Origin of the sequence: Streptomyces sp. NPDC001530, from assembly GCF_042894545.1 — a bacterium.
GTDB lineage: Bacteria > Actinomycetota > Actinomycetes > Streptomycetales > Streptomycetaceae > Streptomyces.
Window position 1 is genome coordinate 631016 of record NZ_JBIAVS010000001.1, and the last position, 22592, is coordinate 653607.

General features: G+C 68.9%; 17 protein-coding genes and 2 pseudogenes. 7 read left to right on the forward strand and 12 right to left on the reverse strand.

Annotated features, from left to right (window positions below; genetic code table 11):
- Positions 1-23: 23 nt before the first annotated feature.
- Positions 24-5816, forward strand: a complete 5793-nt coding sequence (locus ACFY0T_RS02820) for an AAA domain-containing protein (RefSeq protein ID WP_388864147.1) — start codon at positions 24-26, stop codon at positions 5814-5816.
- Between the two features lie 215 nt (positions 5817-6031).
- Positions 6032-6163, forward strand: a pseudogene (locus ACFY0T_RS02825) (IS630 family transposase); the annotation flags it as partial.
- A gap of 72 nt (positions 6164-6235) precedes the next feature.
- Here the strand turns inward: ACFY0T_RS02825 and ACFY0T_RS02830 are convergent.
- On the reverse strand, positions 6236-7279 hold the full coding sequence (locus tag ACFY0T_RS02830; protein ID WP_010982637.1) for a GlxA family transcriptional regulator: 1044 nt from the start codon (positions 7277-7279) through the stop codon (positions 6236-6238).
- 136 nt (positions 7280-7415) lie between these two features.
- On the opposite strand from ACFY0T_RS02830, the gene ACFY0T_RS02835 reads away from it, so the two are divergent.
- Positions 7416-8342, forward strand: coding sequence for an NADP-dependent oxidoreductase (locus ACFY0T_RS02835; RefSeq protein WP_388864149.1), 927 nt, complete (start codon positions 7416-7418; stop codon positions 8340-8342).
- 296 nt (positions 8343-8638) lie between these two features.
- On the opposite strand, the pseudogene ACFY0T_RS02840 reads toward ACFY0T_RS02835, so the two are convergent.
- Positions 8639-8851, reverse strand: a pseudogene (locus ACFY0T_RS02840) (TetR/AcrR family transcriptional regulator); the annotation flags it as partial.
- Positions 8852-8919: 68 nt separating this feature from the next.
- Between ACFY0T_RS02840 and ACFY0T_RS02845 the strand changes: the two are divergent.
- Both ACFY0T_RS02845 and ACFY0T_RS02850 read left to right on the forward strand, forming a co-directional pair.
- On the forward strand, positions 8920-9915 hold the full coding sequence (locus ACFY0T_RS02845) for an NADP-dependent oxidoreductase (RefSeq protein WP_388864151.1): 996 nt from the start codon (positions 8920-8922) through the stop codon (positions 9913-9915).
- Between the two features lie 48 nt (positions 9916-9963).
- Positions 9964-10566, forward strand: a complete 603-nt coding sequence (locus ACFY0T_RS02850) for a TetR/AcrR family transcriptional regulator (protein ID WP_388864153.1) — start codon at positions 9964-9966, stop codon at positions 10564-10566.
- Between the two features lie 252 nt (positions 10567-10818).
- Here ACFY0T_RS02850 and ACFY0T_RS02855 read toward each other — a convergent pair whose 3' ends face one another.
- The 5 genes from ACFY0T_RS02855 to ACFY0T_RS02875 all read right to left on the reverse strand — a co-directional run bounded on the left by ACFY0T_RS02855 (position 10819) and on the right by ACFY0T_RS02875 (position 14594).
- Complete coding sequence (locus ACFY0T_RS02855; protein ID WP_388864155.1) at positions 10819-11256, reverse strand: hypothetical protein; 438 nt, start codon at positions 11254-11256, stop codon at positions 10819-10821.
- Between the two features lie 220 nt (positions 11257-11476).
- Positions 11477-12013 (reverse strand): transposase, encoded by a 537-nt coding sequence (locus tag ACFY0T_RS02860; RefSeq protein WP_388864157.1) that lies wholly within the window; start codon positions 12011-12013, stop codon positions 11477-11479.
- On the reverse strand, positions 12010-12549 hold the full coding sequence (locus ACFY0T_RS02865; RefSeq protein ID WP_388864159.1) for a winged helix-turn-helix domain-containing protein: 540 nt from the start codon (positions 12547-12549) through the stop codon (positions 12010-12012). Before ACFY0T_RS02865 ends, ACFY0T_RS02860 begins: the two co-directional genes overlap by 4 nt.
- A 186-nt stretch (positions 12550-12735) precedes the next feature.
- Entirely contained in the window at positions 12736-13761 is a 1026-nt protein-coding gene (locus tag ACFY0T_RS02870) for a Gfo/Idh/MocA family oxidoreductase (RefSeq protein WP_388864161.1), read from the reverse strand.
- A 50-nt stretch (positions 13762-13811) separates the two neighbouring features.
- On the reverse strand, positions 13812-14594 hold the full coding sequence (locus tag ACFY0T_RS02875; RefSeq protein WP_388864222.1) for a TIM barrel protein: 783 nt from the start codon (positions 14592-14594) through the stop codon (positions 13812-13814).
- 182 nt (positions 14595-14776) lie between these two features.
- Between ACFY0T_RS02875 and ACFY0T_RS02880 the strand changes: the two genes are divergently transcribed.
- The gene (locus ACFY0T_RS02880; protein WP_388864163.1) at positions 14777-15802 is read left to right on the forward strand and encodes a LacI family DNA-binding transcriptional regulator; all 1026 of its coding nucleotides are present in this window, start codon (positions 14777-14779) and stop codon (positions 15800-15802) included.
- A 364-nt stretch (positions 15803-16166) separates the two neighbouring features.
- On the opposite strand, the gene ACFY0T_RS02885 is transcribed toward ACFY0T_RS02880, so the two are convergent.
- The 3 genes from ACFY0T_RS02885 to ACFY0T_RS02895 form a co-directional block, all read right to left on the reverse strand.
- Entirely contained in the window at positions 16167-17288 is a 1122-nt protein-coding gene (locus ACFY0T_RS02885; protein ID WP_388864165.1) for an IS630 family transposase, read from the reverse strand.
- A 425-nt stretch (positions 17289-17713) separates the two neighbouring features.
- Positions 17714-18373: a response regulator gene (locus ACFY0T_RS02890; RefSeq protein ID WP_382046250.1), complete on the reverse strand. Its 660-nt coding sequence runs from the start codon at positions 18371-18373 to the stop codon at positions 17714-17716.
- Entirely contained in the window at positions 18373-19554 is a 1182-nt protein-coding gene (locus ACFY0T_RS02895; RefSeq protein ID WP_388864167.1) for a sensor histidine kinase, read from the reverse strand. The genes ACFY0T_RS02890 and ACFY0T_RS02895 overlap by 1 nt, the downstream gene beginning before the upstream one ends.
- A gap of 203 nt (positions 19555-19757) precedes the next feature.
- On the opposite strand from ACFY0T_RS02895, the gene ACFY0T_RS02900 reads away from it, so the two are divergent.
- Entirely contained in the window at positions 19758-20354 is a 597-nt protein-coding gene (locus ACFY0T_RS02900) for a DUF308 domain-containing protein (protein WP_388864169.1), read from the forward strand.
- 152 nt (positions 20355-20506) lie between these two features.
- Here the strand turns inward: ACFY0T_RS02900 and ACFY0T_RS02905 are convergent, their stop codons facing one another.
- Both ACFY0T_RS02905 and ACFY0T_RS02910 read right to left on the reverse strand, forming a co-directional pair.
- On the reverse strand, positions 20507-21400 hold the full coding sequence (locus tag ACFY0T_RS02905) for an IS982 family transposase (RefSeq protein WP_388864171.1): 894 nt from the start codon (positions 21398-21400) through the stop codon (positions 20507-20509).
- A gap of 55 nt (positions 21401-21455) precedes the next feature.
- Positions 21456-21875 carry a DUF2637 domain-containing protein gene (locus tag ACFY0T_RS02910; RefSeq protein WP_388864172.1) on the reverse strand — a complete coding sequence of 140 codons (420 nt, stop codon included), beginning with the start codon at positions 21873-21875 and terminating at the stop codon, positions 21456-21458.
- Positions 21876-22592: the final 717 nt, after the last annotated feature.

Consider the following 22592-nt stretch of genomic DNA (forward strand, 5'->3'; position numbering starts at 1 on the left):
GCAGTCCGGTCGCCCACAAACCTGTGACGCATTGTCACAGAGACCCCTTAATATTCACACAATCTCTTCACTCGCTTACATCCATGCAATCCGTGAGGCCGCCGTTGTCCAGCCATGGCCGCTCCCCTGAGGACACCCGTGTCCGGCAGATCTTCCGATACCTGGCCGAGGCCGGCGAGAGTCGCACCACGCCGGTGCGAACGCTCGACGGTGCTCGTCACCTCCTGTGGTTCCACGATCTCCCGAGTGAGTTCCTCAGCTTTCTCGATAGCGAGTTCCCGGCCGAGGAGCCACTGTGGCTGCTGGCCGAGCGCCCGGTGCAGCCGGATCCGCCCCGCGCCGGACAGTTGCTGAGGCCATGGCTGGATCCCGCCGAAGTCCGGAACCACCAGCGGGAACAGGCCCCGCAACTGCGAGGGCAAGCCGAAGTACGAGAAGAGATACGGTCCCCGGACGGCAATGTCGCAGCAGTCATGCGCACGGTGCTGCTGGACGACTTTCCCCGAGGTGAAGCCGTGCAGGATCTGCACCGTGCCTGGGCGCCGCAATGGGAGCAGTGGGCCACCGAGAAGCGGCTGCGGTCAGCCGCCCTGCGTAGTTACGAGAAGCTCTACCGCATCCACGAGGACATCACCTCCCTCGGCGAGAACTTCGAACTCGTCCTGGCCTTCGGCTATCTCACGTGGTCCGCCGAGTCCGAACCGATCCGGCGTCACCTGGTCACGGCCCGCGCCGTGCTCGCCTTCGACGAGAGGACCGGTGCGATCCGGGTCGCGCCCGATCCTGAAGCCGGCACCCTCCTGCTGGAGGAGGGCATGCTCGACGCCGCGCAGAAGGCCCGGGCCAACGTACGCGAGTTCATACGCGGCCAGTTGGAGGCCGCCGGTGACGCGACAGCGCGGGACCGGCTGGACCCGCTGCACCAAGCGCTGGAGTCCTGGGCGCTCGCCGCGCACCAGGCCGGCCGATACCAGACCGGGACGCGGGCCCACCGTCCCGTCGGCCTCGACGTTCCGCTGGTCAGCTTTGCCCCGGCGCTGATCCTGCGGGAACGCACCCGCCGCAGCACTCTGGACGTACTGCGGCGTATTGCTCAGCAGGTCGACCAGGGAGCCCAGTCCACCGAGCTGTTGCGCTTCATCGCAGGTGGCAGCGACACCGACCCCAGCGAGGGCAACGGGGCAGTCACCCTGCCGGCGGAGACCTACTTCGCACTTCCCTCCAACGAGGAGCAGCGGACCATTGCCGAGCGGTTGCGCAGCAACCGTCTCGTCGTCGTCCAGGGACCGCCGGGCACGGGTAAGACCCACACCATCGCCAACTTGGTCACCGATCTCCTCGCCCATGGCCAGCGGGTCCTGATCACCAGCCATACGGCCCGTGCGCTGAAGGTCCTCAAGGACAAGCTGCCGGAGGGCGTGCGCGAGCTGTGCGTCAGCCGGACCGACGACGGTATCGCCGCGCAGCGCGAGTTGGAGGCGTCGATCCGGGCGCTCCTGGACCGGCAGGGCTCGTATTCCCGCCGGGATTACGAACGTCGCATCGGTCAGCACGAGGAGAAGCTGCGCCGAGCCCGGGACATCCAGGCGCTCACCCTCAAGGAGTTGCGTGTCCTGCGCGAGCAGGAGACGTATGTCCATCCCTCCGAGATCGGCGACTACAGCGGGACGCTGCAGAACATCGCCGCACGGCTGTCCGACGAGCGGTCTGTCTTCGACTGGCTCGGTCCGGTTCCGGGACCGACTCCCCTGGTGACCTCCGAACAGGTTCGGGCACTGCTCGATGCCACCCGCGCGTTCTCCCCCGGCCACCGGGCACTGGCCGCCTCCGCGGTGGGGCACATCCCCGGCGGCGCCGACCTTCCCGCCCCCAATGACTTCGCGGCAGCCGTCGCGGCGATCCGCTCAGCGGACGAGGAGCACGCTCGCATAGGGCAGGACCCCGGCACCGCACGCCTGGACGACGCCATCGGTCGGCTGACGGACGATCAGCAAGTCGTCCTGGGCGAAGCGATGGAGGCCTTCACGGCTGCTGTGGCAACGGCTGCCGCTGAGCAGGCGGGCTGGGCGGCGCCGCTCCGTGCCGATGTACTGATCGGGAGGGACCGGACGCTGCGCAGCCGCTTGGAGATGACCACCTCGGCGCTGACCGGAGCAAGGGCGGCGGAGCAGTCGCTCGGCGGTGCCCTCGTCACGGGCATGGAGCGCTATGACGTGGGGACGGCGCTGGGACAGGCCACTACGCTCTACGACGGATTGCGGTCAGGTGAGAGACTTCGTGGCCCGCTCGGGCTGAAGACCAAGCTCCGCAAGGCGGTAGGCGACTTCGTCGATGCCGTACGCGTCGACGGCCGCCCCCCTGAGGATGAGGCAACGGCCTCAACTGTCCTGCACCGCGCCATGCTGGAGCGCCATCTGCAGGTGGTCGAGAGGGAATGGAGCGGAGGCGGCGAACCGTGGCAGTCCACGGCCCGCCGCACAGCCCAGTTGGAGCAGGACGCCGCAACGCTCCAAACACTGGCTGCGCTTGCGGGCCGCCGGGCCGGACTCGTTGCTGCAGCTGGCCCGGTGGCGGCCTTGGCGGCCGTGCCGTGGCACGTCCCGGAAACGACCGCAGCAGTGCGGGATGTACTGCGCGTACGGGCAGGGCTGCGGGTATCACGGCAGGCTCGGAATCTGATCACCACCGCCGAGGACACGTTGCGGACGGCGGCCCACCAGCGGAGCTCCGCCGCGCCCGCCCTTGAGCATGCCCTGGCAGCCGTCGTGAAGCGGGACGTGGAGGCGTATGCCTCTGCCTGTTCCGAACTCGATGGACTGCGCGAGGCACTGCGGCTCAAGAAGGAGTGTGACGCAGCGTACGAGGCAGTCGCCGCGGTGCTACCAGCCCTGGCGAACGCGCTGGACGACACCTCGGAGGACACCGTCTGGGACGCACGGCTGGCGGACGTCGAGCGCGCCTGGGCATGGTCGGCGTGGACTGCTCGCCTGCGCGAGCTGACCGACCCGGCCGCGGAAGGAAAGCAGCGCCGGATCCTTGCCGAGGCCGATGACGAGATCCGTATCCGCCTCGAACGGCTCGCCGCTGACCGGGCATGGTACAGCTGCTTGGAGCGGCTGACCGACGAGCAGGCCGTCGCGCTGACCTCGTATCAGCAGAGTGTCCGACGGCTGGGCAAAGGAACAGGCAAGTACGCGCACCAGTACCGGCGGCAGGCCCGCGAAAGCCTGCGGGAGTGCCAGGACGCTGTGCCCGCCTGGATCATGCCTCTCTACCAGGTGGCAGAGACCGTGCCGGTGGACCGGCCCTCCCGCTTCGACGTGATCATCATTGACGAGGCGAGCCAGTCGGGACCGGAGGCGCTGCTGCTCGCCTGGCTCGGCGCGAAGATCGTGGTCGTGGGTGACGACAAACAGGTCAGCCCGGCCAACGTCGGCATCGACCAGGAACAGTACTTCCAGCTCCAGCAGCGCATCCTCGCGGATCTTCCGGCCTCCCGGCAGAGCCTGTTCAGTCCCACTGCCAGCTTCTTCGATATCGCCTCAGGCCTTGCCGGTGGCCGGGGCCGACTGATGCTCCAGGAGCACTTCCGGTGCATGCCGGAGATCATCGGCTTCTCCAACGCGTGGTGGTACGAGGGCAAACTGCAGCCACTGCGCCAGTACGGCGCGGACCGCCTGCAGCCGCTGCGCCCCATTTACGTACCGTCCGGGCACATCGAGGGGACTGGGCAACGGCAGATCAACCGCCCGGAGGCGGAACGGCTCGTCGACGAGCTGGTGCGTTGTTGCGATGATCCCGCGTACCAGGGCCACACCATCGGTGTGATCACCCTGCTCGGCCAGGCGCAGAGGCACCTGATCGAGGACATGCTCGCTGAGCGGCTGCCACTGGCCGAGCGCCAGCAGCGCCGCTTGCGCGTCGGTGACGCCGAGGACTTCCAGGGGGACGAGCGAGACGTCATATTCATCAGCCTGGTGGTGTCCATGACGCGCGACGGTGAGCAGAAGCGGGCCGGTGCATTCGTCGCCACGGGTATGCAGCAGCGGCTCAATGTGGCCGCCTCCCGGGCCCGTGACCAGGTCTGGGTCTTCCACAGCGTCGCGATCACCGAACTCGGTGAGACGGATCTGCGCCGCGCCTATCTCGACTACCTCAACCGACCCGCCGAGGAGCAGGATGGCCTCGGCCTCGGCGAGGTGAGCCCGCACCAGCGGCATGAGGCGTTCGACAGTCTCTTCGAGCAGCGGGTCTTCCTCGCCTTGCGTAAGCGCGGCTACCGGGTACGTCCCCAGTACCCGGTGGGCCGGTACCGGATCGACCTGGTGGTCGAGGGAGGTACGAAGCGCCTTGCCGTCGAATGCGACGGCGACGCATTCCACAATGAGGAGAACGCGGACGCCGACGCCGCGCGCCAGCGTGAACTGGAGCGGGTCGGCTGGACCTTCGTACGCATCCGTGGCAGCCGCTTCTTCCTCGACCCGGACCGTGCCCTGGAGCCGCTATGGCTCGAGCTCGACCGGCTGGGCATCGAATCCACCAACGAGAAGCCGAAGCCGACTGCTGCCATCCCGACCCCCGTACCCGAGCGCCTACCGCCCTCCGTACCGGCCGCGCCCTCGGTCCCCGCATTGGACGCCGTGCCATCGCCGCACGCACCCTCCGTAGCGGCCGCGTCTCCCGTAACGCCACCGGTCGAGCCGTCGCCGTCTGGCGCCCCGGCGGTGCGGCGTCACAGTGCGCCGAGCCCGCGGTCAGCCCCGGAGTCGGCAGCGCAGCCCGCCCGCCGCACAACGCCGGCCGAAGCCCAAAACACCGGTCCTCACAGCCAGCCGATCGATTACGTCCGGCCACCGGCGGGCTACCGATCAGTCGGGTGGATCCGGCGCGATGAAGTCAACGCGGCACAGCACGCCTTCGCCATCCGGGCCGCGGTCCCGTTCGATGAGGGCGGATTTCCCGCCGGCCGGGCCCGCCATCTCCGCCACGCGGGTATCCCCGGGCACGCGGGTGCAGACGTCGTGGAGCTCAAGCGCGGCGAAAAACTGGTGGCCCTCCTCCTGCAGGAGGAGATCCAGGCAATGGTCCGCGCGTCCATCGGACGCACCGACGTGCCGGTCTTCGTCGGCAACACGCAAACCGGCCTGGCCCAGTACTTCCCCCCGTCCTCCCCCGAAGCCCTCAAATTCCGCAGCACACTTCGGCTGCTCCGCACCCGGACTCCCGGTATGACCACCGCCCGCCCCCAAGCTCCCTCACACCCCCGCACATCGCCCGCCAGTCCTGCACCCAAGCCTGCAGCGACCCCACGCAGCGCGACGAAGAACCCGACGGCCGACACCCGGACAGTGCGGGATCCTCATCTTCCGGTCGAACGGCTGTCAGTGAACGCTTACCGCCGGGTACAGGACGAACTTGGCCGCATTTACGAGGCATTGGCCCAACCGGATGCGGAAATCATCGCCGTGGACTCCTCGTCCCGGTCATCGCAACTGGAGGCGGCCAGACGGCGCCGCCTGCATCTGGAGAAGCGCCGCGACTACCTCCGCCTCGTCCTGGCCCACGCATCCCCGGACCCGAACCACAGCGGTGGGCACCTCGTGACACCAGGATGCTTGATAGGCATCGAGGACGAGGACGAAGTAGGCATCACCGTCTACGAGATCGCCGCGCTCAAATCCCGCGACGCCGAATCACTGACCCCGGATTCCGCCCTGGGCAAGGCTCTGCTCTGGCGGGAGGTCGGCGACGAGATTACCTATCAGACCGAGTCAGGGACACGGCTCACAGTCACGATCCGCTACATCCAGGACTGAGCCACCGACGATGAGCTCGAGCCTGTCCCGCGTGAAAACCGGGGCTCGTTCCGTTGGCCTACGGCACTCCGCTGGGTGAGGGCGGTCGTCTCGAACATGGTCGAAGGCCGGCGCACCGGTCGCTGAAGCTAGTGCTGTGACCGCATAGGTTCGCCGGGTCGGCGGTCGTGGCGGTTGCATGTGCGGTGACATCCGATCCGACCGCTGGAGGCGCGGTGGCCGAGCCCGTCCGTGTACGCAGACTGACCGACCACGAGGGGCAGAAGCTGCAGCAGATCGTGCGCCGGGGCAGCACGAGTTCGGTGCGCTACCGGCGGGCGATGATGCTGCTGGCCTCCGCTGGAGGGGGCACCGGCAGCGGATGATCAGGCGGATCCCGGCCGGCCCGCGGAGCGGGTATGTGCGGCGCTGATGTGTCCTCAGACGCCCGCTTCCACCAGGTCGTCGGTATGGAAGGTGCGGCGGTAGGAGGCGGGTGAGACACCGAAGGCGGTGCGCATGTGGGCGCGCAGGGAGTTGGCGGAGCCGAAGCCACAGCGGTGGGCGACCAGGTCGATGGACAGGTCGGTGGTCTCCAGCAACTGCTTGGCCAGTTCCAGGCGTTGCGCGGTGAGCCACTGCACGGGGGTCATGCCGACCTCGTCGCGGAAGCGGCGGGTGAAGGAGCGCAGGCTCATCCGGGCGTGTTCGGCCAGGCGGTTCAGGGAGAGGGGTTCGCCGAGGTGTTCCAGAGCCCAGGCGCGGGTGGCGGTGGTGGTGGCGACGGTGGGTTCGGGCACCGGGCGGTCGATGTACTGGGCCTGGCCGCCGTCCCGCCAGGGCGGGACGACGCACATGCGGGCGGCGCGGTTGGCGGCGGCGGCGCCGTGGTCGCGGCGGATCATGTGCAGGCACAGGTCGACGCCGGCGGCGACGCCCGCGGAGGTCAGGACGTCGCCGTCGTCGACGAAGAGGACCTCCTCGTCGACCTTGACGCGGGGGTAGGCGCGGCGGAACTCGGGGGCGAGGTGCCAGTGGGTGGTGGCGGGCCGGCCGTCGAGGAGGCCCGCGGCGGCCAGGACGTAGGAGCCGGTGCAGATGGACACCAGGCGGGTGCCGGGCCGGATGCCGGCGATGGCCGCGGTGACCTCGGGCGGCAGCGGGCCGCCGCGGCCCAGCTCGGGCATGGCGTGCGTGGGCGGGACGATCACGGTGTCCGCGGCGGCCAGGGCCTCGGGACCGGCCGCGGGCTGCACGGTGAACCCGGCGTCGCTGAGGACCGGGGCGCCGTCGGCGGTGCAGACGGTGACCTCGTACAGCGGGCGTGAGCCGGCGTCCAGGACGCTGCCGAAGACGCGGGAGGGGATGCCGAGTTCGAAGGGCGGGACGCCGGGCAGGGCGAGGACGGCGATGCGGTGCCGCCCGGCCGCGTCGGCGCTCGGGTCGGGGCGGGGGTCGGTGCACGGCCACTGCATCTCGCTCATGGCCAGATCCTGTCACATAGTGGCCAGACGGCCAACACCATGGTGGGGGCGGGTGCCGGATCGTGGACTGCGTCGCGCCGGGAAGGGCCCGGGCGGCCGGTATCCGATCAAGACGGAAAAGAGTGAGGCGGACAGCATGCGTGCGGTGGTCGTGGAGCAGTGGGGCGGACCGGAGGTGCTCGTGGAGCGTGAGGTCGCCCGGCCCGTGCCGGGACTGAACGAGGTCCTGGTGCGGGTCCACGCGGCCGGTGTGAACCCGGTGGACTTCAAGACCCGGGCCAGCGGGGCCCTGATCGAGTGGGGCGAGGTCCCGGCGGTCGGCTGGGACGTCTCCGGCACCGTGGAGGCCGTCGGACCGGGCGTGGGGATGTTCCGCCCCGGGGACGAGGTGTACGGCATGCCGCTGTTCCCGCGGCAGGCCGGCGCCTACGCCGAGTACGTCGTCGCCCCGGCCCGCCACCTCGCGCCCAAGCCGGCGAACCTCACCCACGTGCAGGCGGCGGCGCTGCCGCTGGCCGCGCTGACCGCCTGGCAGGCCCTGGTGGACACCGCCGGGGTGCGCGCCGGTGAGCGGGTGCTGGTGCACGCGGCGGCCGGCGGGGTCGGCCACCTGGCCGTGCAGATCGCCAAGGCCCGCGGCGCGTACGTCATCGGCACGGCCAGCGCCGGCAAGCACGACCTGCTGCGGCAGCTGGGCGCGGACGAGGTGATCGACTACCGCACGGTCCGCTTCGAGGACGCCGTCGGGGACGTGGACGTGGTGCTGGACGGGCTCGGCGGCCAGAACGCCGAGCGGTCCCTGACGGTGCTGCGCCCGGGCGGCCGGCTGATCACCCTGCCCGGCCCCGACGACGTCCCCGCCGACGTCCCCGGCCACGTGCGGGCGGTGTGGATGCTGGTCGAGCCCGACCACCTGGGTCTGCGCGAGATCGCCGCCCTGGCCGAGCGGGGCGCGCTCACGCCCGTGGTCGAGACCGTCGTCCCGCTGGCCGAGGCCGCGAAGGCGCACGAGATCGGCGAGCAGGGCCGCACCACCGGGAAGATCGTCCTGAGCGTCGCCTGACGCCGGCCGCCCCGGCCGGGTCGGCTGCGGGCAGGTGGAGCGGGACTGGAGCCCCGGGACCGACCGGTCCCGGGGCTCCGGGCGCGGCCGAACGGGACGGGGCGGACCTGCGGGCACGGCCGGACAGGACGGAACTGCGGCTCGGGGCTTCGGATTGCGCCCTGTCCGACGGTGGCGTTCGCGGCGGCGAGGCCGGAGTCGATGGCGGCGGCGAACTTCTCGTTCTGCACCATGATCAGCAACTCGGCCTTCGTGGACGCGTACAGGTAAAGAGTGCCGTTCGCAACGTCGGCGCGGTGGGCGATCTGCTGTGTCGTGACCCCGCTGACGCCGTGTTCGGCGAACAGTTCGCGGGCTGCGGTCGTGATGCGCTCGCGCTTGGCCTGTTTGGCCCGCTCGCGGCGCCCGATCGGCATGTGGCCGCGTCCCATGGGACCTCTCTTGACAATAATCCTGAGCAGACTCATAATTGAGTGCAATCGGATTACTGGAGTGAGGCGAGGTCCCATGTCACGCCGAATTGGCTGATCTGGCCTCACCTCTGGATAAATAGGATGAAGACAAGGAGTGGCGCCCCATGAGAGCGTTCGTCGTCACCAAGTACAAGGAGCCGCTGCAGGAGGCGGACGTCCCCGAACCCACCGTGGGGGAGCACGACGTGCTCGTCCGGGTGGAGGCCGCCGGACTGAACCCGCTGGATGAGAAGATCCGCACCGGTGAGTTCAAGCAGATCCTGCCCTACAAGCTGCCGCTGATCCTGGGCAACGACGTCGCGGGCACCGTCATCAGCGTCGGGGCAGCGGTTCGCGGCTTCAAGCCCGGAGACGAGGTCTACGCCCGGCCCCACCAGAACCGCATCGGCACATTCGCCGAGCGCATCGCCGTCGCGGAGGGCGACCTGGCGCTCAAACCCACCTCGATCAGCATGGAAGAGGCCGGCTCACTGCCGCTGGCGGCGCTCACGGCGTGGCAGGCGCTGGTGGAGCGCGGGAAGGTGCGGCCCGGGCAGAAGGTGCTCATCCACGCCGGGGCCGGCGGGGTCGGTTCGATCGCGATCCAGCTCGCCGCGCACCTCGGTGCGAGCGTCGCCACGACCGCCAGCGCTTCCAACGCGCACTTCGTGCGCGCGCTCGGCGCGGACACGGTGATCGACTACCGCACCCAGGACTTCGAACAGCTCCTGACCGGCTACGACCTGGTGCTGGACAGCATCGGTGGGGAGACCCTCGAGAAGTCCCTTCGGGTGCTCAAGCCCGGCGGCAAGGCCATCGGGATCACCGGTCCCCCGGACCCCGCGTTCGCCCGCGAGGCCGGCCTGAACCCGCTGCTGCGCCTCGCGGTCGCAGGCCTGAGCGGCAAGATCCGCAGGCAGGCCAAGAAGCTCGGCGTGACGTATGAGTTCCTGTTCATGCGCGCCAGCGGCGACCAGCTCCGCCAGATCACCACTCTCATCGACCAGGGCGTGGTGCGTCCGGTCGTGGGAAAGGTGGTCGGCTTCGACCAGACCCCGCAGGCGCTGCAGTCCCTGTCCCAGGGTGGCATCCGCGGCAAGGCCGTCATCGGCAGCAGCTGACCCGCCGCAACCGCGACGGGCGACACAGAACGCACGAGGACACCACCCATGTCTGTCGCCTCCCAGTCGGTCGGACGGCGCGAGCGGAACAAGCAGGAGAAACTCGACCGCATTGTCGCTGCCGCCAGTGAACTGTTCGCCGAACACGGCGTCGATGAGGTCACGACCCAGCAGATCGCCGACCAGGCCGACATCGGCACCGGGACCCTGTTCCTTTACGCCAAGACCAAGGGCGAACTCCTCCTCCTTGTCCAGAACGCCAAGTACGTCGAAGCACTTGAGCAGGGCCGGGCGGACGCCGAGACCGTCCCAGGCGTGCTGGACGCGGTGCTGGCGATCGTCCGGCCGATCGTCGAGTGCAACCGCATCCAGATCGACAACGGACGCACCTACCTGCGAGAGATGGTCTTCGGCGACCCCGAGGAGCCCCGGCACGGCGCGGCACTCGCCATCGTCGCGCAGACCGAGGAGGCCGTCGCCGCCGTGCTGCGCCGAGACGAGCGGGTCGCAGAGGGCGACGCCGCGACGCTGGCACACATCGTGTCCGCCGTGATGTTCCTCAGCATGGCGGCAGGCGTGAACATCGCCTTGAGCGTCGAGGAGATCGTGCAGGACATCCGCAGGCAGGTCGACGTCCTGCTGCCTCGCTGAAGCGCGGCCAGCCTCAGGCCCAGGCGACCATCCGGGTAGTCCTCGGCTGCGGCATGGCCCGAATCCCTAAGTGGCAGGTCATCCGGCCGTTACTGCCCATTCCGGCATGGGCGGAGGGCTGGGGCGGCCGGCCGGAGGGCTACCGCCACCGCGTGCTGCTGGGATTCCGGAGATTGCCTGCCTACGTGGCGTCGAGTCCCCGTCGCACAGTCCCTGTCCCCAGGATTCCGGGTCGAGGCCCGTGTGGTGCGGTCAGGGCTTTGTGGGTCGATTCAGCAGTTCAAGGGCGCCTTCGACGCGATGATGCCGTCCTACCGCGTCGTGCGTGGCGCAGGCGGCCAGGTCGGGGCGCTCGTAGGGCTGCCGGCAAAGACATGGCAGTCGTAGGTGACCGCCCCACCACTCGAACGCCGCCCGGTCGTCCATGGGCGCATCATGCCAGTCCCGCCTGCCTCGCGCGAACCACAGGAAGTCGAAGTACGTGCGCAGGTCCCGGGCATGGGCGGCCTGTGTGTTCCACGGCGACGACGCCAGCCACACCGAGAAATACCGGTTCAGCGCCACGTCGTACACGCCCGCCGGACTGATCAGGAACGGCTGCCCCTCGGGCACCCCCAGATCATCCAACCCCTCACCGAGATCGGCGAACAGGGAGCTGAACTCCCGTGCTCGCCAACCGGTGATCGACATGACGCTGGACGATAGTCCGTGGACAGCTCAACAGCGCATAACCGAAGTTATGGACAGGGTTTGCCATTGTCCGTTGTCCATGGCCAAGCCAGGACCATGAAGGGCGGCTGGCCCACTCGCACAGATCGCCGCACCCGTCGGTGTCGGTGGACTGATCGCCTCCGTCATTGCCCTGTCCGTCGGCTCATCCCTCTTCAGACGTCTACTACTGAGCTTGAACTCATGAAGTCGTTGGTGTGAGGGATAGTCCGGTTCCGGCGAGGCATCCGTCGATGAGGTGGGGGCGGTACTGGATCTTTCTCATCCCGTGTCGGATGGTCTGGATGAGGTGCTCGGGGGTGGTGAAGGCTGTGTTGGACAGCCAGCCTCGCCTCAGCAGCGACCAGATGCCCTCGACCGGGTTGAGGTCGGGCGCGTAGGAGGGCAGCTGGTAGACGGTCAGCCAGTCCTGTCGGGCGATGAACTGCCGCATATCGTAAGCGAGATGGACGTTCAAGTTGTCCCAGACGAGCACGATCGGCTCACCGAGCTGGGCATGGGCGACGACCAGTAGGTCGCGGTAGTCGGTCCAGGCGAAGCTTTTGCGTCCGTCACGGCGTCCGTCGTCGCGGCGGGGCCGGTAGATCAGCCTCGACCGTTCGCCGGGCTTGTAGCAGGCCAGGGCGGCGATCGAGATCCGGCGGCGGGAGCGGCCGCGGACCCGGATCACGGGCGTCTGTCCGCGCCGGGCCCAGGTCCGGGCAATGGGCGGCGTCATCGAGAAGCCGGACTCGTCCTCGAAGACGATCCAGGCGTCGAGCGCCGCCGCGGTCCTTCCACCTGCGGCCAGGTCTCCTTCACCCAGCCGGTGGCCTGCTCCTCGTCACGCTCGACAGCACGTCTGGCCGGCACCTGGCAGGAGAAACCGTGCCGCAGCAGCAACTTGCGCACCCCTTGCAGGGTGTAGCTCTTGTGGAAGCGACGGCCGATCACGGTCTTGACCCGCGACAGTGTCCACCGCTGATCCGGCCAGCCGTGCGCGACCGGTCCCTTGGCCAACTCCGCTTCCAGCTGGGCGAACTGGGCCTCGCTCAACCGAGGCGGCGAGGCTGAACCCGCCGACCGCAGGGCTCGCGGACCGCCCTTGTCCCATAACCGCCGCCACCGCTGGACCGAGCGGACGCTGACCCGTAACTCCTTCGCGATCGCCGAACTCGACTCGCCCTCGGCGAACCGCTCGGCGGCCATCATGCGGATGCCCTCGCGGAACCGCCGGCGTTCATCCGACAGCCCGCCACCCTGCGCGTACCTCATGACAACGGAGTACCGCGAGGATCAAGTCCTGTCAGCGGCTACGACAACCCGAGTTCAAGCTCAGTAGTCACCGACACCCCCGCCGCACTCGAGCAGCGGGGGGGGTCGCATGTTGGACTGACCTGGCCGTCACCCCGTACTTGTCACACGGCGCCGGGGTCCGCGCTGCGGCCGAAGACCCGTGCTTCACAGGTCTTGGAGCTTGTCGACGCGGACGGGACCGCCGGTGGTGACGGACTGGACGGCGGCGAGGGCGATGGCCAGGGCAGCGCGTGCGTCCTCGCCGGTGGCGGAGGGGGTGCGCTCGGTGCGGACGCTGTCGGTGAAGTCGGCGAGTTCGGCCACATAGGCGTCGTGGAAGAGGTGCTGGTCGTAGGTGACGCACTCGGCGGCGACGCCGTCCGGGCCGTATGCGGTCAGGTGGGTGCGGCGGACGTCGCCCATGGTGAGCATCCCGGCCGAGCCGAGGATCTCGGCGCGTACGTCGTAGCCGTAGACGGCCTGGAAGCCGGCCTCGGCGGTGGCGAGGGCGCCGTTGTCGAAGCGGACGGTGACGACGGCGGTGTCGAGCAGGCCGCGGTCCTTGAAGTCGGGGCGGATCAGGGCGTCCGCCATGGCGAAGACCTCGACGGGTTCGGCACCGGGATTGAGGTGGCGCAGGACGTCGAAGTCATGGATGAGGGTCTCCAGGAAGATCGTCCACGGCGGTATGCGGGCCGGGTCGGCCAGAGCGGGGTCGCGGGTGAGCGAGCGCAACAGCTGCGGTGTGCCGATGGCGCCGGCGGCGATCTTCTCGTGGGCGGCCCTGAAGCCCGCGTCGTAGCGGCGGTTGAAGCCCACCTGGAGGAGCACGCCCGCATCCGCGGCGGCCGCGATGGCGCGGTCGGCCTCGGCGAGGGTGACCGCCATCGGCTTCTCGCAGTAGACCGCCTTGCCCGCCTTGGCGGCCGCCTCGACCAGGTCGGCGTGGGTACGGGCCGGGGTGGCGATCACCACCGCGTCGATGTGCGGGTCGGCGAGCAGTTCACCGATGTCGGTGTAGGCGGTGGCGCAGCCGAGCCGGTCGCCCAGGCTCCGCGCGGCGCCCGGGGTGGGGTCGGCGATGGCGACGAGCCGGACGCCCGGGAGGCGGTGGGCGAGGGTCTCGGCGTGGAACGAACCCATCCGTCCGGCGCCGAGGAGGCCGACGGCGAGAGGCTGCTGGGTGGTCATGCGGGTGCTCCGTACGTCGTCGTCAGGGTAGGTACAGGCTGTGGAGACAGTCAGACGGTGAAGGCGGAGCGGAAGCGCTCCAGAGCGAGCTCGCTGTCGCTGGAGGCCCACGCCTCCATCGCGACCGTGCCCTCGTAGCCGAGGCCCGCCAGGGCGCGGGCGACGGCGGGGTAGTTGATCTCCCCGGTTCCTGGTTCGCGGCGGCCGGGGACGTCGGCCACCTGGATCTCGCCGATCAGGCCCAGGGCATGGGCCCTGCGGACCAGCTCGATCAGATTCCCCTCGCCGATCTGGGCGTGGTAGAGGTCCAGATTCATCCGCAGCCCGGGCCGGTCCACGGCCGCGACCAGGGCCAGGGTGTCGGCGGCCGTCGCGAACGGCACCCCGGGGTGGTCGACGGCGGTGTTGAGGTTCTCCAGGGTGAAGACGACCCCGGCGCTCTCGCCCAGCTCGGCGAGGCGGGTGAGCGTGCGGTGGGCGGCGATCCACATCTCTCCGGTGACCTCACCGGTCACCGGCACCACCGGCAGGCCCTGGCCGTCCAGTCCGGTGCCGTGCAGGTTCAGGCGAGGGCAGCCCAGTTGCTCGGCCGCCTTGAGTGACTCCTCGGCGGTGCTCAGGAGTTCGGCCGCGCCCTCCTCGTCGGTCAGACTGCCGCGGATGTAGCCGGTCATGGAGGAGAAGTTGGCCGGGGTCCGGGCCAGAGCGGCAAGGTCGTGCCGGGTCCAGTCCCAGATCTCGACCTGGAAACCGGCGTCGTGGATGCGCCGTGCCCGCTCGTCGATCGGCAGTTCCAGGAAGACCATCTCGGCGCAGGCCGCCAGTGTGTACATCGCCACGTACCTCTCTCCGCGACTTCGGGCTAGAACGTTCAAGGAACTAGAACGTTCTAGAACTCCGTGGAGCAGCAGTACGCCAGCTGTCGCCCTCCCCTGTCAAGGCTCCGGTGGCGTGTGAAAGCTAGAACGTTCTATAGTCGACTCTGTAGGAGACGACCCCGACCAGGGAGGACAGGTTGCCGGCGACCCCAGCGGTCCCCAACGGAAAGCGACCGACGCTCGCCGACGTGGCGTCGCGGGCAGGGGTGTCCACAGCGCTGGTCTCCATCGTGATGCGCGGCGCGAGAGGGGCCGGCGAGGCCACCCGCGAGCGCGTCCTTCAGGCCGCGCGGGAGATCGGTTACCGACCCGACGCCCGGGCCCGGCTGCTCCGCAGCCACCGCTCCCATCTGCTCGGGGTGCAGTTCGGCCTCCAGCATCCGTTCCACTCCGACCTGGTGGAGGGCATCTACGCGGCGGCCGAACCGGCCGGGTACCAGATCGCGCTGAGTGCCGTGGCCGCCGGGCGCGGCGAGCAGCGCGCCGTCGAGACACTGCTCGACGACCGCTGCGAGGCGCTGATCCTGCTCGGCCCGCAGGCCCCCGCCGCGCGGCTGGCGGAACTCGCCGGGCAACTGCCGGTCGTCTCCGTGGCCCGCCGGCTGCGGCCGTCCGTCCCGGGCCTGGAGGTCGTACGGACCGCCGACGACGAGGGAGCCGGCCAGGCGGTGGACCACCTCGTCGCTCTGGGCCACCGCGACATCGCCCACATCGACGGCGGCCGGGCACCGGGCGCAGCCGACCGGCGCCGCGGCTACCGCACCGCCATGAACCGCCACGGCCTGGGGGAACACATCCGCATTCTCCCCGGCGGTCTCACTGAGGAGGAAGGCGCCGAGGCCGCCCGAACCCTGTCGGCCACCCGCCCGCGCCCCACCGCCGTACTGGCCTTCAACGACCGCTGCGCGACCGGCGTACTCGACCTCTTCCTCCGCTCCGGCGTCGCGGTCCCCGGCGACATCTCCGTCGTCGGGTTCGACGACAGCCATCTGGCCCGCCTGGCCCACATCGACCTCACCACCGTCGGACAGGACATCGCACGCCTCGCCGGGCTCGCCGTCGGCCGGGCCGTCGCACGCCTGGAGGGTGCGGAGATCCCCGCCGGGGAACAAGTCATCACCCCCCGTCTCGTCGTCCGGGGAACGTCCGCCCCGCCCCCCTGAAGGCAGATCCCGGGCGTGCGCGGCCTGTGTGTTCCACGGCGACGACGCCGACCACACCGAGAAATACCGGTTCAGCGCCACGTCGTACACGCCCGCCGGACTGATCAGGAACGGCTGCCCCTCGGGCACCCCCAGATCATCCAACCCCTCACCGAGATCGGCGAACAGGGAGCTGAACTCCCGTGCTCGCCAACCGGTGATCGACATGACGCTGGACGATAGTCCGTGGACAGCTCAACAGCGCATAACAGAAGTGGGACGGTTACCGCGCCCTGGCCGGCCGGTGGGCCGACGGCCGTGTCGCCCTACGGAGCCGCAACGGCAGCGATCTAGTGCTGTGACCGCGTAGGTTCGCCGGGTTGGATCAGGCTGCGGTTGTGAGGGGGCGTCCGCCCCATCGGGTGCCTTTCTCGCTGCGGATGCGGGCGCGTCCCTTGCGTTCGGCGGCCAGGACGTCGCAGTGGCGGGCATTGGCGTTGCGCCAGCGGAGGTAGGAGTGCAGGGCCCTGGTCTGGACGGTGTGGTTGGGGTGGTGGGAGTTGGCGATGGTGAACTGCCGCAGTGGTCCGAAGTGCGCCTCGATCGGGTTCGCCCAGGAGGCGTAGGTCGGGGTGAAGCACAGCTCGACCTTGTGCTTCTTTGCCCAGCGGCGGATGTCGGCGCCCTTGTGGGCGGACAGGTTGTCCAGGATCACGTAGATCGGTGCGCCGTCGGGCCGGGCGGCGCGGATCGATTTCAGCGCGGCCAGCGTGTTCCCGGCACCCTTCTTGCGGCGGTTCACGCCCCACAGACGGTCGTCGCCCACCGAGTAGCAGCCATGGAAGTACCGGACGCCGTGGGTGCGATGGTAGGTGGCCGGCAGCCGGTCGGGCCGGGTCTGTTCGGCCCAGCAGCTGCCGCCGATGGGCCGGATCCCGAGTGGGCCGAACTCATCGAAGGCGAATACCCGGTCCGGGAAGCGGTCCAGGACGTGCTCGATACGGTCCAGCTTCGTCTCCCGTTCGGGGTCCGGGGACTCCTTCCAGGTCTTGGTGCGCTGGAAGGTGACGCCGCGGCGGGCGAGCAGGCACCGTAACGCCTCACGGCCGATGCGAATCACCCGGCCGTGGACTTTGCGCAGGTAGGCGACGAGCTTGCGCAGTGACCAGCGAGTAAAAGGCTGGCCGAGCTTGACCGGGCGGGTGGTGGCCGTCTGGACGACGAAGTCCTCTTCGTCAGACTTGAGTTGGCGGGGACGGCCTCCCGCCCACCGAGGGTCCAGGCAGGCCAGGCCCTTCTCGTTGAACGCGTGGATCACATCCCGGACGGTGTCCTCGTCGGCCTGCACCAGCTGTGCGATCACCGGCACCCGTTTTCCTCCAGCGGAGGCCAGCAGCATCATCGCCCGCCGGTAGCGCACCGAACTCGTGCTGCCCCGGCGCACGATCTGCTGCAGCTTCTGCCCCTCGTGGTCGGTCAGTCTGCGCACACGGACGGGCTCGGCCACCGCGCCTCCAGCGGTCGGATCGGATGTCACCGCACATGCAACCGCCACGACCGCCGACCCGGCGAACCTATGCGGTCACAGCACTAGACGAATGAGTCCGATGTCGGGGCCGGTGCGCGAGCTTGAAGAGAGGGTGCTCAAGAGACGCAAGACCTGGACGCCCTCTTGACCGCGCTGTACGTGAAGATCGACGACGAGATCGGAGGGACCCGGTGGATGGGACGGCCGCCGCTGCTGACCGACTCCGAGCTCGTCTGCCTTGCCCTGGCGCAAGCCCTGCTCCGCAGGTACAGGTACAGGTCCAGGCACGCCGCTCGCGCAGCGCGACGGCGAGGTCTTCCAGGTACGTGCCCACGCCGTCCCGCCCGCCGGACTGCTCGGCATCGCCACGGCGGCCACCTGTTTCGGGGTTCTGCTCGGCAGGCTCAGGGGTAGAGGCCGGCCCGGAAGGCGAACGAGACGAGTTGCGCTCGATCACGTGCGCCGACCTTCGTCATGGCCCGCACCGCATGCGTCTTCACGGTGAACGGCGACACGGACATCTGGGCCGCGATCTCGTCGTTGCCGAGACCGCTCGCGACGAGAACGACCACGTCCCGCTCCCTGGGTGTCAGAGCGTCGAAGCGTCGCAGCAGTTCCTGGTCGATCACCGGGGGCGGACTGTCGGTCATGTGACCGATGAGCGCGGCCGTCGCGGCGGCCGACAGCGCACCGCCACCGCCAACGACCTCGGTGATTCCGGCGACGAGTTCAGCGGGGCTCACGGTCTTGCTCAGGAAACCGTTGGCGCCCGCGCGAAGGGCGGCGAGAACGATGTCGTCCTGGTCAAAAGTGGTCAGCACGATCACCCGCATCTTTTCGGGTGGGTGCTCTTTGCGGATCCGGCGGGTGGCTTCGACACCGTCGATGCCGGGCATCCGGATGTCCATCAGGACCAGGTCGACGGGGTGGTCCCGGAGGAAGGGGACGACCTGGAGTCCATCGGAGAGATCACCCGCAACAACGAGACTTGGGTCGAGCCGGAGCATCGCTTTGATGCCGGCCCTTATCTCGTCCTGGTCGTCGACGATCAGAATCCGCGTCATCAGAGGACGGCTCCCAGGGGGCTGAACTCCGCATGGACCCGGAATCGCCCGTCGTCACTGTCGATCGTCAGCCGCCCGCTGGAGGATTCGACGCGTTCGCGCATCCCCACGAGTCCGAGTCCGCTGCCTGAGCCGGAGCCGCGCAGTGAGTGACCGACGCGGTTCTCCACGGTGACGCAGATCCTGCCGTCGCGCTCGCGCACATCCACCGTTGCCGCCCCCTCTCCATGCCGGTAGGCATTCGTGAGTGCTTCCTGAACGACCCGGTAGACCGTTACGCCGACGCTGGGCTCCACGAAACCGGCGGGGATGTCGATGGAGGGATGGACGTCGAGGCCGATGCTCTCGAAAGAGGCGATAAGGCCTTCCAGGCCGCTGAGCGCCGGGGTCGGCCGGAGCGCCTCGTCGTTGGAGATGTCGTCTCCGAGGCGGAGGAGCGCGAGGATCCGTTGCGTTTCGACGACGACGGTGCGGGCGCTGGACCTGGCTGAGACGAGGGCCTGCCGGGAGGACTCGGCGTCTTCGGGCAGTCCGATCTCCGCGGCACCGAGATGCAGGCTCAGCATCGCGACCTGGTGGCCGATGACGTCGTGGAAGTCCCGGGCGATGCGGAGTCGTTCCTCGGTCACCCGTCGGGTGGCTTCGATCTCGCGGGTGGCGATGGCGCTTTCGGCCCGTTCCTCCAGGGTGCGCCAGTGCTCTCGATGGATGTGCAGCGCGGCCCCTGTCGCACCGCCTGCTATGGCTGAGAAGAGTGCGGCGGCTCCCACGATCGCGCCGCCACGGAATCCTCCCAGCGTCATGAACGCCCCCAGGAAGAACGCCGCCACGATGCCGGTTCCGGCCAGCGGCTGCTTGCCCCTGAGGGTGACCGAGAACAGCACGAGCACCGCCATCATCCACACCGACAGGGGGTCGTGGCCCACCGCTGTGACGGCGAAGGACGCCGCGCTCGTCACGACCAGTCCTGCCCACGGCCTCCACCATGAGAGGGCGACACCGCCACCGGCGAGGAGCACGGAGAGGGCCGTCGGCCCATCCGTCCCTCGCAGGATCACTGCCACGATCTGGCCGGTGAACACCAGCGCGGCCACCGAATAGGCGACGAGGTGTAGCGCCTCGGGGCGGCGGACCCACAGGGGTGCCACGGGCCCGTCCTGATTGTTCTGCGCTTTGGCCATGACCTGATTCTCGTCCACGTGTGCTGCGGCCGTGTACTTCGAATGATGTAGACGGCGAGCCCGGTCCGGGCGATGGAACTCATTCGATTCGAAGTGGATGGCAGAACTACTTCGTTCGAAGTACACGGCCCCTCCCGAGGCCGCTGAGACTCCTCATCGAGGCGACCGTCTCACACCATCACGATCACAAAACGGGACACCTGATGACTCAGACCACCGTGACTTCGAGCACGACCACGACCACGACGACGCCCTCCGGGCTCCGATCGCTCTACCTGATCCGAGTCGCCTTCTCCCTGATCTGGGTGGCACTCGTCGTCACGACCTCCGCCTCGCTCGTGTCGACGGACAAGCCCACAGTGATCGCAGCCGTGCTGCTCGTCATCTACCCCCTGTGGGACGTCATCGCCACGCTCCTCGAGCGTCGCATGGCTGGCACCGGCTCCACGGACCGCTTCGGTACCACCAACATGGCTCTCGGCCTCGCCACCACCGCCGGGATGATCATCGCCGTCTTCTCCACCATCGGGACGGCCCTGCTCGTGTTCGGCATCTGGGCCCTCCTTTCCGGAGCGATCCAGCTCGTCGTGGCGATCCAGCGCCGACGCACCGTCGGTGCCCAGTGGCCCATGGTCATCAGCGGCGGACTGTCCGTCCTCGCCGGTGCCTCCTTCGCTGCCATGTCCGCCTCGGCGACGAGCAGCCTCTCCACTGTCGCCGGATACTCAGCCTTCGGTGCCTTGTGGTTCCTTGTCTCCGTCATCGCCCTGAGCATCCGCAGCCGACGCGAAAAGCGTTGACCACCGCCGTCGGAGCCACCGCCTCTCCCGGAGGCGCGGCGTCTTCCGCAAACTCGGCGTCGAGTAGATCGACCTGCTGATCCTGCACCGGACCGCTTCGAGAAGACCATGGCCGCGTACAAGGCTCTCAAGGCGCTGCTTGCCAACGGTGATCAGTGGTTGTACGCGATCAGGGATCGGGTGACCGGGGCGCTGGTCTTGCGGTTGTGCCAGGTCGCCGCGGTCATCGCGAGGATGCGCTGGGCGACCCGGATGGCGACGCCCTCGAAGGTCCGGCCGCCGTGTTGTTCCAGGTCGAGCTGGCCTTTGAGGGTGTCGTTGACCGATTCGATGAGTTGGCGGACCTTCTTGAGCATGGGTTCGCCATAGCGGGCCTTCTCCCGCTTGCGGGACGGCCGCAGTAGCTCGATGCCTTGCCCGGTGAGGTCCTTCTCGAACGCCTTGCCCGCGAAGCCCTTGTCCGAGATGAGCAGGATGCCCTCGCGTTCGGCGACCAGGCCGGCGTCGGTCTCCAGCATCGGGGCCAGGACTTCGCGTTCGCCGATCTTCGGGTTGGCCAGCGCCCACAGGATGGGCATGCCGGTCGGGGTGCAGACCAGATAGAGGCGCAGGCCCCAGAAGAACCGCGAGTGGGAGGCGCAGTAGCCGTAGCCGGCCCACCCGGCGAGGTCCGAACGTTGGACCGTCGGGCGGGACATCCCGCACGGCACTGGCGTGGAGTCGACGATCCAGTGGTTGTCGAACCAGAGGTCGCTGTCCATGGCCAGCTCCCGGATCATCCGCTTGACCAGGGGCAGCGCCGCTCGCAGCCGCTTGTTGTAGCCCGACTGTTGAGGGAGGTAGGGGAACATGCCGGTCAGGTGCTTGCGGGCGAAGCGCAGCCAGCGCGCCTCGGAGCGGTGGCCGAGCAGGGCTTGCGCCACGGCAAGGCAGACGAGCTCGGAGTCGGTCAGCAGCGGCGGCCGTCCCATCCACCGGGTCCCTCCGATCTCGTCGTCGATCTTCACGTACAGCGCGGTCAAGAGGGCGTTCAGGTCTTGCGTCACAACATGATCTTGAGCGCTCTCTCTTCAAGCTCGCGCACCGGCCCCGACATCGGACTCATTCGTCTAGGAGAAAGGCGGACCACACTGCTCCACGGGCACGCCGCGTACGGGGACCCAAGGGCTTCAGCAGGCCGACCGTTGCCAGGAGCAGGAGGCCGTCGACAGACAGCGGCCACAGCGAGGCGCTGACCGTATCGGCTCCGCCCTGCAGCGCGAATTGGCGTTGATGCACATACGAGGCGTAGGCGGCGACCCCAGCAACCACGAGGGCGCATAGCGGCCGGATCCAAGCGTCGAGGTCGGGGCCAGGCCTCCCAGCGAACCCCTGGTAAGTCTCGGTGCCCTCAGCCATCGAGGCCACCACCGAGGGGCCGCCCCAGTGCACGACGCGTGCACATTTCGGCGGGAACTCCCGGGAACTCCCAGGCAGAAGCGGGATGGGTCCCAACACGGGAAAAGGCCCCGACCAGGCCATAAGACCAGGTCAGAGCCTCGGTGGCAGACGAGTCGGGCTGTACGCCGGGTTCAGTCCGAGACGTAGCCAAACAGGCGCGGTGTGCCCGGAGCAGCACCACCAGCACGACGAAGTTCCGGGCCAGGTCGGACATGCGCGCCCCGGACGGGCGGAGTGCATCCGTCGGCTCCGGCCCCCGATCAAGACCGGACCATTCCCGGGCCGGCAAGCCGCTCCCCACTTCGATTGCGGCTATTTCCGCTGGTCAACGGCCCCCCAACCGTGTACCACCAGCAGACGAAAAACCTGCTGGTGGTACGGCCTCTAACACCAGTCCCGCGTCGGCCCGTACGGCTTCGACAATCCCTGCATCAGCCTTAAATTGCAGGTCAACAGCTACTAAGGAGTTACTAAGCCGCTACTAAACTCCTCGCAGCAACCATCCGACCCGACTGACACCGTACCTTCGCATTGCTTCGGGAACGCGGATGAACCTGGAAGAACAAACCCGCCAGTGACATCTTTCGCCGCTCCAGTCTCCACACAACTTTCGGCGCTCCTAGCGGAGTACAGCCCGGAGCCCACTGCTGGCCTCCGGAACGCTGCCTGTGCGCAGGACAGCGACCAGTGAGCGGGATCGTGCGGCGCCGATATGCAGGCGCTTGCGGAGTGTTTCCGCAGAAATCGGCCGCCGGTGGGTCTGCCAGTGCCGGGCATCTTCCGCCCGAGCCCGTTCGA

Bases quoted from the DNA above. Each gene is read 5' to 3' on its own strand.
- ACFY0T_RS02830 (WP_010982637.1), bottom strand. From the start codon at position 7,279: ATGAGCGAGATGCAGTGGCCGTGCACCGACCCCCGCCCCGACCCGAGC.
- ACFY0T_RS02835 (WP_388864149.1), top strand. From the start codon at position 7,416: ATGCGTGCGGTGGTCGTGGAGCAGTGGGGCGGACCGGAGGTGCTCGTG.
- ACFY0T_RS02845 (WP_388864151.1), top strand. From the start codon at position 8,920: ATGAGAGCGTTCGTCGTCACCAAGTACAAGGAGCCGCTGCAGGAGGCG.
- ACFY0T_RS02850 (WP_388864153.1), top strand. From the start codon at position 9,964: ATGTCTGTCGCCTCCCAGTCGGTCGGACGGCGCGAGCGGAACAAGCAG.
- ACFY0T_RS02855 (WP_388864155.1), bottom strand. From the start codon at position 11,256: ATGTCGATCACCGGTTGGCGAGCACGGGAGTTCAGCTCCCTGTTCGCC.
- ACFY0T_RS02860 (WP_388864157.1), bottom strand. From the start codon at position 12,013: ATGACGCCGCCCATTGCCCGGACCTGGGCCCGGCGCGGACAGACGCCC.
- ACFY0T_RS02865 (WP_388864159.1), bottom strand. From the start codon at position 12,549: ATGAGGTACGCGCAGGGTGGCGGGCTGTCGGATGAACGCCGGCGGTTC.
- ACFY0T_RS02870 (WP_388864161.1), bottom strand. From the start codon at position 13,761: ATGACCACCCAGCAGCCTCTCGCCGTCGGCCTCCTCGGCGCCGGACGG.
- ACFY0T_RS02875 (WP_388864222.1), bottom strand. From the start codon at position 14,594: ATGTACACACTGGCGGCCTGCGCCGAGATGGTCTTCCTGGAACTGCCG.
- ACFY0T_RS02890 (WP_382046250.1), bottom strand. From the start codon at position 18,373: ATGACGCGGATTCTGATCGTCGACGACCAGGACGAGATAAGGGCCGGC.
- ACFY0T_RS02895 (WP_388864167.1), bottom strand. From the start codon at position 19,554: ATGGCCAAAGCGCAGAACAATCAGGACGGGCCCGTGGCACCCCTGTGG.
- ACFY0T_RS02900 (WP_388864169.1), top strand. From the start codon at position 19,758: ATGACTCAGACCACCGTGACTTCGAGCACGACCACGACCACGACGACG.
- ACFY0T_RS02910 (WP_388864172.1), bottom strand. From the start codon at position 21,875: ATGGCCTGGTCGGGGCCTTTTCCCGTGTTGGGACCCATCCCGCTTCTG.